This is a genomic window from Psychromonas sp. (genome assembly GCF_041586535.1).
Lineage (GTDB): Bacteria > Pseudomonadota > Gammaproteobacteria > Enterobacterales > Psychromonadaceae > Psychromonas.
Genome location: NZ_JBFGZY010000134.1, coordinates 1 through 11,219 on the forward strand (window position 1 = coordinate 1; position 11,219 = coordinate 11,219).

Annotated in this window: 8 protein-coding genes and 1 rRNA gene; 5 read left to right on the forward strand and 4 right to left on the reverse strand. The window is 44.6% G+C overall.

What is annotated here, in order from left to right; translation table 11 throughout:
• Positions 1 to 212: ribosomal RNA gene (locus tag ABZA00_RS13945) — 16S ribosomal RNA — on the reverse strand; the annotation flags it as partial.
• Between the two features lie 487 nt (positions 213 to 699).
• Positions 700 to 1,257, reverse strand: a complete 558-nt coding sequence (gmhB, locus tag ABZA00_RS13950; protein ID WP_372882768.1) for a D-glycero-beta-D-manno-heptose 1,7-bisphosphate 7-phosphatase — start codon at positions 1,255 to 1,257, stop codon at positions 700 to 702.
• 83 nt (positions 1,258 to 1,340) lie between these two features.
• On the opposite strand from gmhB, the gene rcsF reads away from it, so the two are divergent.
• On the forward strand, positions 1,341 to 1,724 hold the full coding sequence (rcsF, locus tag ABZA00_RS13955; RefSeq protein ID WP_372882769.1) for an Rcs stress response system protein RcsF: 384 nt from the start codon (positions 1,341 to 1,343) through the stop codon (positions 1,722 to 1,724).
• A 5-nt stretch (positions 1,725 to 1,729) separates the two neighbouring features.
• A complete protein-coding gene (gene tsaA, locus ABZA00_RS13960; RefSeq protein WP_372882770.1) occupies positions 1,730 to 2,440 on the forward strand; it encodes a tRNA (N6-threonylcarbamoyladenosine(37)-N6)-methyltransferase TrmO in 711 nt (236 codons plus the stop codon).
• Here tsaA and ABZA00_RS13965 read toward each other — a convergent pair.
• The gene (locus ABZA00_RS13965; protein WP_372882771.1) at positions 2,409 to 2,975 is read right to left on the reverse strand and encodes a rhomboid family intramembrane serine protease; all 567 of its coding nucleotides are present in this window, start codon (positions 2,973 to 2,975) and stop codon (positions 2,409 to 2,411) included. The two genes, tsaA and ABZA00_RS13965, sit on opposite strands and share 32 nt — an antisense overlap.
• 160 nt (positions 2,976 to 3,135) lie before the next feature.
• Between ABZA00_RS13965 and ABZA00_RS13970 the strand changes: the two genes are divergently transcribed.
• Both ABZA00_RS13970 and ABZA00_RS13975 read left to right on the forward strand, forming a co-directional pair.
• Complete coding sequence (locus ABZA00_RS13970) at positions 3,136 to 4,857, forward strand: proline--tRNA ligase (protein WP_372882772.1); 1,722 nt, start codon at positions 3,136 to 3,138, stop codon at positions 4,855 to 4,857.
• Between the two features lie 405 nt (positions 4,858 to 5,262).
• Entirely contained in the window at positions 5,263 to 6,534 is a 1,272-nt protein-coding gene (locus tag ABZA00_RS13975; RefSeq protein WP_372882773.1) for an MFS transporter, read from the forward strand.
• Between the two features lie 8 nt (positions 6,535 to 6,542).
• Here ABZA00_RS13975 and ABZA00_RS13980 read toward each other — a convergent pair whose 3' ends face one another.
• Positions 6,543 to 9,356: an AMP-binding protein gene (locus tag ABZA00_RS13980; protein WP_372882774.1), complete on the reverse strand. Its 2,814-nt coding sequence runs from the start codon at positions 9,354 to 9,356 to the stop codon at positions 6,543 to 6,545.
• Positions 9,357 to 9,655: 299 nt separating this feature from the next.
• On the opposite strand from ABZA00_RS13980, the gene ABZA00_RS13985 reads away from it, so the two are divergent.
• Complete coding sequence (locus ABZA00_RS13985) at positions 9,656 to 10,747, forward strand: alpha/beta fold hydrolase (protein WP_372882775.1); 1,092 nt, start codon at positions 9,656 to 9,658, stop codon at positions 10,745 to 10,747.
• The last annotated feature ends 472 nt before the right edge of the window (positions 10,748 to 11,219 follow it).

Consider the following 11,219-nt stretch of genomic DNA (forward strand, 5'->3'; position numbering starts at 1 on the left):
TAAATAGAGGCCACCTTTGGTCCGAAGACATTATGCGGTATTAGCAGTCGTTTCCAACTGTTGTCCCCCACAACAAGGCAAATTCCCAAGCATTACTCACCCGTCCGCCACTCGTCAGCAAAATAGCAAGCTATTTCCTGTCACCGTTCGACTTGCATGTGTTAAGCCTGCCGCCAGCGTTCAATCTGAGCCATGATCAAACTCTTCAATTTAAAGTTTATTGTGCATCTTGCGATGCGACTCAATATTACTGACTAAAACGAAAGTACCGAAATACTTTTGTTATTCTGAATTAATGAATTAATTCGTGTGTCACTGATATTGATTCTTTTTGTCCCGAAGGACTATTTGAAATCCACTATCAATGCTCACACAGATTGTTTGATTAAATTGTTAAAGAGCGGCCTTTCGGCGAGGTGCGTATCATACGCAACCTGCGAACTTAGTCAAGGTTATTTTTATTCTTTTCAAACTGCGTTAAACGCATTTGAAAAGCCACCTTTTTCGTTCTCGTTAACCGGATTAACTTGCGTCGCTCCCGTTTCCGTGGATGCGCATTATAGGGATTTCGTTAGCCTTGGCAAGTGTTTATTTACATAAAAACGGGTTATTTTTGCAATTAACTTTTATGCACATTTTGCAAACAAGTTACCCACAAAAACAAGTGGAGTTACCCACAAAGCAAGCTATAAGCAACGCTTACAACTGTTTTACCAGGCTGGCCAGATCAGTAAATACGCCCGTTGCTATTTTTTCGCCTTCTTCAGTGATCGCTTTACCGGTTTTAACCAGATAGTTTGCTTTTACACCAGCCGCTAATCCGGCTTGCAGATCTGATACTTTATCTCCGACTAATATTGACTGGCTCGCGTCGATTCCTAAGTCTTCGATAGCACTGAGCAGCATCCCCGGTTTTGGTTTGCGGCAATCACAGTCAACCTTATATTCTCCCAGCCCTTTTTCGGCATGATGCGGACAATAATAGATACCATCTAAATCGACACCTCTATCGGCTAAAGACCAGTCCATCCACTCTGTTAAGTTATGAAATTGCTCTTCCGTAAAATATCCGCGCGCAATTCCCGATTGGTTGGTAATAACAACCAACAGGTAACCTTTTTCTTTAAGTGCTCTGCAGGCATCAATAACGCCGTCAATAAATTGAAAATCATCGCTATTTGAAACGTAACCATTATCAACATTCAATACACCATCTCTATCAAGAAAAACGGCACGTTTTCCATTGGCGACTGTCATAGTATTTCCTTCTTTGTTTGGGGATCTATAAAATGCTATTATGCCACCCATCCTTGCCCCCTTCTATTTATAAAGAGCATCTTATGCAACGTTTTATTATTATCGCTTTTACAGCCATTTTTTTGACCGCATGCAGTCAATTTGAGTTTTCAACTAATGTTGATAAACAAAATTTCGAAGATTACTTCAAACCATCACAAGTAACTGTTTATGAAAAATCCCAATTAGCGGATCTCGATTATCAATTTATCGGCGCAGTTGAAGGTAGTAGTTGTCAGGAGGAGGAAAAAGATCGCCCGGCAGATATAAAAGAAGCACGCACCAATGCGCGTATTCATGCCGCAGAAATGAAGGCAAATGGGATTGTTTTCCAGTCATGTTTAACCTTTAAAAAAGATAGCGCCTGCGTTTCAAATATTATTTGTTATGGCCGCGCTATTGACGTCAGCTTAGCCGATAAAGAATAAATATTATGCTCAATCATATTGGTTATATTCATTCTCCTTATAAAGAAAAATTTGCAGTACCCCGTCAACCTGGGCTGGTACCCAGTGCTACTGCAGAGTTAGAAATAGTCGCCCCCTATGATGATATCAATGCCTTTTCAGGATTGGAGTCATTCAGCCATTTATGGCTGGTTTTTATTTTCCATAAGAATAACGCTGCTAATGGTGATAATAAATGGAGTCCTACCGTGCGTCCGCCTCGACTTGGCGGGAACAAACGTCTGGGGGTTTTTGCAACACGCTCTCCCTGCCGGCCCAACCCTATCGGTTTATCCTTAGTTGAGTTTCACGGTATTAAGCAGGTTAACGGAAAAATTTTCTTAAAGTTAAGTAATATTGATTTGGTGGAGGGTACGCCAATCATTGATATCAAACCCTATATTCCCTATGCCGATGCGAAACCGGATGCACTGGCCGGTTTTGCCCAGCAGCAGCCGACATCATTAATGCAGATCCAGTTTTCCAGGCTGGCCGAGAACAAGCTCGACTCAATTAAGCAGAACTATCCAACATTGAAGCAGTTGATTATTGAAGTCTTACAACAAGATCCGCGCCCGGCTTATAAAAAGAATAAAGCAGATACAAAAACATATGCCGTGCACCTGAGTGACTTTAATATATCCTGGGTTAATGAAGGGGTAACCACTACCGTGCTCGATATCGAGACGCGGGTTTAGCAAAGTAATAACCGCTTAAACCGCCAGCCAATGCGCCCAGTAGATGGCTTTCAAATGACACGCCAGTTTGTGTTGGCAGCACGCCATAAATTAATCCCCCATAAAGCATCAATGTGACAAGCGAAATAAAAATGTACAGAAGCTTTCGGCGCACAAAACCATAAACGATTAGATAACCCCAGAAAGAATATATCACGCCACTCATACCTATATGCACGCTGTTGCCCCGGGCGAATAGCCACACTAAAATTCCAGTGATTATAATATGCAGGATAAAAACCAGCCAGAAGCGTTTAATACTGTGCATACCGATTAATGCGCCAAACACAATAAATGGCAAAAAGTTACTGAATAAATGAGACCAGCCGGCATGCAGAAAAGGAGCGAAAAAAATACCAATAAGATGTGCGGCAGAACGCGGGACAATTCCCAACTGGTTGAGGTTGAACGGTAACAACATATTGATGAATACAATAAAGCAGCAAAACAGCATAATTACTGCACTGTATTTTCCGGCCAATAGGTAACTCTTCATTTTTTTCCTTATAATTTTCCCTTTAAGTGAACAAAATAGCTGAAAGCAGACCTTAAATTCAATTATATTTTGCAAATAGAATAAGAAACCTTTAGTCGTAACGCTTCCGCTGTTAAAATCTGCGCAATTTATTTACCCAAAATATCAATTAAGGATATCCATGCGTACTACCAACTACTTACTTTCAACGCAAAAAGAAGCGCCGAGCGATGCTGTCATTGTCAGCCACCAGCTTATGTTACGTGCCGGCATGATCCGCAAATTAGCATCCGGTTTATACACCTGGTTGCCGACGGGGTTACGTGTATTACGTAAAGTTGAAAATATCGTCCGCGAAGAGATGGAGCGCGCGGGTGTGATTGAAGTGTTAATGCCGGTAGTGCAACCTGCGGATCTTTGGATTGAAACCGGTCGTTGGGATAAATTTGGTGGTGAATTATTACGTATTAAAGATCGCCATACGCGTGACTTTGTTTTAGGCCCTACTCATGAAGAAGTGATCACCGAGTTAGTCCGCAAAGAAGTAAACAGCTATAAGCAACTGCCTTTAAACCTGTTTCAGATTCAAACAAAATTCCGTGATGAAACACGACCTCGTTTCGGGGTGATGCGTGCCCGTGAGTTTACCATGAAAGATGCTTACTCTTTCCATCTTGAAGATGAGTGTTTAGACAAAACCTACCAAAATATGTTCGCTGCTTATTGCCGTATTTTTGAACGCTTAGGTCTTGAATACCGCCCGGTTATTGCCGACACAGGTAGTATTGGTGGTGATGCTTCACATGAGTTCCATGTACTTGCACAAAGTGGTGAAGATGCCATTGTATTTTCCGATCAAAGTGATTATGCCGCCAACATTGAAAAAGCAGAAGCATTGGCTCCCGCTTTTGAGCGCCCTGCCGCAACCGCTGAGGTTACTGAAGTGGCAACTCCGAATATGCACACCATTGAAGAGGTCGCGTCATTCTTAAATATTGAAACGTCAAAAGTCGTTAAAACACTGCTGGTTGAAGGCAGCTGTGAAGAGGGTGAAACAGCACCTGTTGTGGCACTGGTATTACGCGGTGATCATAACCTCAATGAAATTAAAGCTGAGCATATCGAAGGTATTGCCAGCCCGCTCACCTTTGCCAATGAACAGCAGATTAAAGCTGCAGCGAATTGCGATGCAGGCTCTATCGGACCAAAAGGATTAACAATTAAAGTAATTGTTGACCGTGCGGCAGAGAAACTGGCGGATTTTGTTTGTGGTGCAAATGAAGCCGGCAAACATTTAACCGGCGTTAACTGGGATCGAGATATCAGTGGCTATCAAGTAGCCGATTTACGCGATGTGGTTGAAGGCGATCCAAGCCCTTGCGGTCAGGGTACTTTGTCTATTGCCCGAGGCATTGAAGTGGGTCATATCTTCCAATTAGGCGATACCTATGCCAAAGCGATGAATGCCGCGGTACTTAACCAGCAGGGTAAAAACCAGACTCTCACCATGGGTTGTTACGGTATTGGTATATCCCGTATTGTTGCCGCAGCTATTGAGCAGAATAATGACAAAAACGGCATCATCTGGAATGATGCGCTTGCGCCATTCTCTGTGGTTATTGTACCGATGAATATGCACAAATCGCACCGTGTTGCAGAGCTTGCTGAGAAATACTATGCGGAGTTAAAAGCTGCCGGTATCGAAGTATTACTTGACGATCGTAAAGAACGCCCGGGTATTATGTTTGCTGATGCTGAGCTTATCGGTATCCCGCATACATTAGTCATTGGTGATCGCAGCCTGGATAACGGGGTCATTGAGTATAAAGATCGTGTTTCAGGTGAAAAACAGGAAGTTGCGATCGATGAGGTGATTAACTTTATAAACGCTAAACTGGCTTAATTGCCATCAGCGAGTTACAAAGCCAGTGTAAATACACTGGCTTTTTCATTTATTAACCCTCCCTATTCATCACCTTGAACTTCAAAACTTATCAAACTTAAAGGGCAAATAACCACTCGAATCAATTGCTACACAGACGCGAATTAATCAACCCCATCCCGAGCAGATACTGCTGAATACCCTATACTGAAGCAATAATTGTTGAATTTCGCTGCTACTTTAAATAAAGGCAACGGTACACTCACCAGCGGGGTAAGCTGATGGCAACTTTTAACGAGTCTCATAGAGCTGCAGGCAAACCGCCTTTATTCGCCCACCAGCGCCCTTCCTTCTTTCCTCTTTGCAATAGGTACCACCAGTCACCTGACTCTGATTGCCGTTTATCGACAATTCATGGAGGGGATCATGTCTGCAGATAAACGGGCAATCTGGTCATGGGCATTTTACGACTGGGCTAACAGCGCCTTCGCAACGGTCGTGATGGCCGGATTTTTCCCGATATTTTTCAAACAGTACTGGTCGGCAGAGGTGCCGGCTATCGAGAGCACTTATCACCTGGGAGTCATCAACTCAACGGCCAGTTTAATCGTGGTACTGATTTCCCCTATTTTAGGGGCCATTGCCGATCAGATGGGGCGACGTAAAGGTTTTCTGCTGATCTTTGCCTGCCTCGGTATAGTAATGACTGGCGCGCTATATTGGCTGGAGCAAGGACAGTGGGCTCTTGCTTCACTGTTATATATTGCAGCAGTCGTCGGTTTTTCCGGCGGTAACCTGTTTTATGATGCCCTGTTGCCCGTGATCAGTCCGCTGCACTCGGTGGATCGCGTGTCGGCTCTGGGTTTTGGCCTCGGTTATCTCGGCGGGGGAATGATCTTTGCCCTTAATGTTTGGATGACTCTCAATCCTGAATCTTTCGCTCTCGCGGATAGCAGCGAGGCCGTGCGGGTCGCCTTTTTATGCACCGCACTATGGTGGCTGCTGTTCAGCCTGCCCGTGTTGCTGTTTGTGCATGAACCGCACGTCAGGCGAATAGCCGCTATGGCCGCCATTAAAAATGCTTTCCATCAGCTGCACAGCACCTTCAGGCAGATTCGGGCACTGCAGCAAACCTTTTTATTTCTGCTCGCCTACTGGCTGTATATCGACGGGGTAGACACTATCATTCGCATGGCGGTGGACTACGGCCTGTCGATTGGGCTGGCTTCAGCGGATCTGATTACCGCCCTGCTGATCACCCAGTTTGTCGGTTTTCCTGCGGCCATCGGATTCGGCCGGATCGGCGAGCGTATCGGCTGCAGGCAAGGTATTTTGTTGGCATTGACGGTTTATATCTGTGTCACTTTATTTAGCGTCTTTATCTCCGCAGCATGGCAGTTTTACCTGTTGGCCGTGATTATCGGCTTGGTTCAGGGTGGTGTACAGTCCCTAAGCCGCTCCCTGTATGTTCGCCTTATCCCTGCCGGGCAACATGCGGAATTCTTTGGTTTTTACAATATGCTGGGTAAATTTGCTGCGGTACTTGGTCCGCTGCTGGTGGGGTTGATCACCTTATTATCCGGAAGCAACCGGATCGGCATATTATCTATTGTGTTGCTGCTTCTTGCCGGTGCCTATCTGCTGTTGCGCGTTGACCTTATTGCCGGTCAGCAGGCGGCAAAAAATACTAAGCTCTGAACTTGTTATTAACCTCTTTCCAAATCCGGCTCGCCGCAGTGGGATAATATTTCCGCTCTGGCTTTATCTTTTAATCGTGTTGCGATTTGCCAATCATCGTCACCTGACTCCACTTCTATGGGCTCTCCAAGGATTACATTTATACTCCCTCTACGTGGAAACCACTCCCTCTCTCTCAACATAGAGCGGGTGCCACGAATTGTAATGGGGACGACCGCGCGGTGACTTGTTGCTGCCGCTAAAAAAGCGCCCATATGAAAGTGAGCAAGTCCGGGTTTACGGGTAAAAGTGCCCTCAGGAAAATAGATTAGCGAGCCTTTTTGTTTACTAATCTCGCGTGCATCTTTAACACTTTTTTCCACATCAAAGCGTTCGACAAACTCCACCCCTAATCGCTTAAGCAATATGGCAAATAATTTATTCTCTGCGAGCTCGGCTTTGGCAACAAAACAATAGGGTAACGGGATAGAGGCCGCTATAACGTAAACATCAAGGTAGCTGCTGTGATTTGCCACAAAAATATATGCCTTGTCGGGGGAAAGTTTTTCAATACCAGAGAGCGTGACTGGTGTTACGCTCGCCCATGCTAAAAGTTTAGCGGCATAAACAGTTAATTTTTGCCGAGCACTTGGTGTTGGTAAAAGCAATAGCAGCAGACAAACATTGCCGGCCAGTAGCAGATATAATACCCATGCATAACCGGCATAAGCTATTGCCTTTATATAACGCAGAAGTTTTTGTGCCTGTTCCCGTAATCCTGAAAATACTACTTTACTCAGTTGCCACCATAACGGCGGAGGATTTTTTCCCACTTTCCCCTGTAAATAAAGTTCTCGACATGCACTGCGTCTGAGTTTTCCACTGGATGTTTTCAGCACGGTATTGGGGGGGGCCAGTACGATATCATCGGGAGGCAAATCGACAATGTCGGCGCAGATATTCAGTATTTTCCTATGCAGTTCCTGGCGTTTTTGCGCTTCTGTTTGACGAGTCTCCAGCAACACCACTAATCGCTCTTTTCCCGTTGCCGCTTCTGTGTAACCAAAGGCGACAACCCGACCACGGCGAACCCCCGAAATTGTCCCTACGGCCTCTTCTATTTCATGGGGGTAAATATTTCGTCCCGCGCGGATAATAATATCTTTACTGCGACCGGTAAGGAACAATTGCCCTTCATCAAAATAAGCCAGATCGCCACTGTCCAGCCATTGCCCGTGAAACAGCTCTGCAGTTTTTTCCGGACTGCGATAATAGCCTATAGTGGAAGATGGCCCTTTAAACTGCAGATGTCCCTGCTGCCGATCAGCAAGTTCGATATCCAGATCATCTACCACGCGCAGCTCATGAGCAGGTAATGCTTCGCCGCAGGAGACAAACTCCAGCACATTTTTATGATCGGCTGCAACGGGAACCGCCTTGCCCTGCCTGGTAAACACATCACGGTCAATTCTCTGGATATAGGGGGTACGCTCCGGCTTTGGAAATGCCAGACCGACAGAGGACTCAGCCAAACCATACACCGGCCAGTAAGCAGCACGGTTAAAGCCATAATCAACAAAACGTTTACAAAACCTGCGCAGGGTATCCGGAATAACAGGCTCCGCGCCATTGCAGGCCAGTCGCCAGCTCGTCAGCTTCAACCCTTTTAATTCCTCTTCTGCAATACGATTAACACACAGATCATAAGCAAAGTTAGGAGCAGCTGAGATAGTGGCTCGGTAACGATGAATTGCCCATAACCAGCGTTGCGGTCTGGCCAAAAATGCCAGTGGTGACATCACCACCAAATGAGCAGCGTGATAAAACATGCCCAACCAGGCACCGATTAGTCCCATATCATGATAAAGCGGTAACCAGCTGACAAAGATATCTTTTGAACTCAATTTAGTCGCTATCCCCATTGCTTTAATATTTGCCAGTAGATTGCGGTGACTGAGCTGTACCCCTTTTGGATCAGCTGTCGAACCGGATGTATATTGAATAAAGGCGATATCATCTGGCTCTATAGCCATTTTCACCATTTGTTCACTAAAACCTGCACAGTCTTGGATGCTGATGACGTGCTTTAAACTGGGTACTAAGGAGGTTAACAGGGTTGAATAGCGCTGGATTTCAGCGGTGGTGATCATCACTTCCGCCTGGCAGTTTTTTAAAATAGTTTGATGACGGCGAATATAACTTTCGATTTGGTTCAGGCGCATTGGCGGGTAAATAGGCACGGCGACAGCCCCCGCAGCGAGTACGCCCATAAAACTGTAAAAGTATTCGGGACTGGTTGGTAACATCAGGGTTACTTTGGCCGCAGGGGAAAGTTGTTTATCAAGCAGGCACCAGGCTACTTTATTCGCCATTACAGAAAGTTGCGCGTAGGTAATGGTTTTGCCCCGGCCGCTGTCCTTATACATCTCGATCAGTTGTCTATTCGGGTGGCGCCGCAGGTGCCATTGTAAAACATCCACCAGGGTTTTCTCATTATAGGGAGTTTCGTCAACCTCCGGCCCCGGCATGGTCGTTAATACCTGGTGATCGAATATTTGTTTATTACCCTGATTGCTTAAAACGGCTTTGAGCAGGTCCTGCACAGTTTCCACGGTGGCAAAACTATTATCTGCGAGAGTAACAGCAAAGGTATGTTCAACACGGTGAATCAGCTCAACCCGCCCCAGGCTGTCAAAACCCAAATCACGGTCTAATAAAGAGGTTAACGTGACACTTTGCTGCGACTGACTGTTTGGATGAAGTTCGTTAGCAAGCTTGCTTACCACCTGCAGCAATTGTTGGGTAGTCTTTTGTTGCTTTTCCACCGGATTTAGCTGTGCCACACCCTTCTCCATAATGAAATATGCTCTTGCGATGTAATAAAAATAGCATGCAATGACGCTTTTCGCTGTGCTTAAGGGAAGTGAAAATTAATTTAAAACATGACTCCCCCGTTATAAAAATGACAAAAGATCTGACTGAAAATCGCTCAGGCAAGGCATGTTAGCGAAGGAATAGAGATCTCTTTCGAGCTGACACAACGCAGAATGAGCGATTTTTGGGCCTCTAGGGTTATCTTCTGATTTGCTGCTTTGAGCTTAATAATGGCATACTATCACCACTGATGGAATGGCTGAAAAACATGAAAAAATCACTGCACATAAAATTATTATTACCTTTTTTATTACTTTTTAGCACTCCTGCCTCTGCGGAAAAAAATATGCTCAATAATCCCTATGGTCTAACCACCGAAACAGAACTCAATAACAGTTTTAATGCCCAAATTAATGCATTTTGGGAAAAAAATGCAATTTCAGATTATTTTTTAGGAGTTGCCGATAAAAAAATCCATACGGTTAGCATTGTGACGGGGAGTGCGAATGCGATTGTAATTAGCCAGGGCCGCAACGAAAGTGTATTAAAGTACAAAGAACTTGCTTATGATCTTAACCGTCAGGGTTATGATTTATACTTGATTGACCACAGGGGGCAGGGATTCTCGGAACGCTTAGGTGGCGATCAATATCGCGGGCATGTTGATCATTTCCAGGATTATGTTGCCGATCTTAACCGTTACATTTCATCTTTAGAATTAGCCGGCAAGTACCAGAATAATTACCTGTTATCGCATTCAATGGGCGCAACAATCAGTACTTTATACCTGCAGCAATATGCTCACCCTTTTCAGGCAAGCGTCCTGTTTAGCCCGATGATGTCAATCAATATGGGCCGCATACCCGTTATTGTCGCCAAATTAATCACCTATAGCGGGACTGCGCTATGCCGCTGGTTCAGTGATAAAGCCTGTTATATTTTTGGTGGTAATGATTTCCAGCCTAAACTTTTTAGTAATAATGCCGTAACCACCAGCGAGCTGCGCTTTAATTCATCGCAAAATACCCACCTTGAGTTCCCCGAAACACAACTTGGCGATGCGAGTATGCGCTGGGTTGCCACCAGTGTTAGCGCCGCCCAACAAGCAATAAATAACGCCGATAAAATTAATATCCCGGTCCTGGTCGTGCAGGCTGGTGGCGATACAATAGTGACCGCTGAAGGGCAATATCAGTTTTTTGAAAATTTAACAAACTGCAAAATGAAACGTTTTTTTAATATCGACAATGCAAAGCATGAGATCTATTTGGAAAAGGATCAATATCGGTTAACCGCGTTAAATGCCACTCTTAAATTTTTTCAGGAATTACAACAGGGTAAACACCCATGTATAGGATAACTATTTCAGATCCGGTCTCTGAACAAAATTGATTATCACTCAGTTGCAATCATCCTGAAAATGGCATAAATGATATTAGGGTCTGTTGATCTTTCGAGATTGTTTTTGCAGCAGTTTGCTGCTTCTTTATACAAGGCAGAGCCTGCGTAGTGTAGTTATTCTACATGAACAGGCGATAACGCAGGAGAAAGAACCAACAAGCGCTGCCCGAAGGGTTCGGCTAAAAGCGTTTTACTCTTTGTTGCGAGGTATTTACTTAGAATGACTAAGCTACACACCTCGCGTCGCGATTAAAACGCTTTTATCTCGAACAAAAATTAACCGCGAAAGATCAACAGATGTATGGACTCCCACCTCCCTCGGGAGTAGCGTAATAAGTAACCAAACTTTTACCAAGGAGCCCATACATGCTTAATTGTAATATTCTTGCGATTGATTTAGCAAAAAATTTGTTTCAAGTTTGTAAAACAGA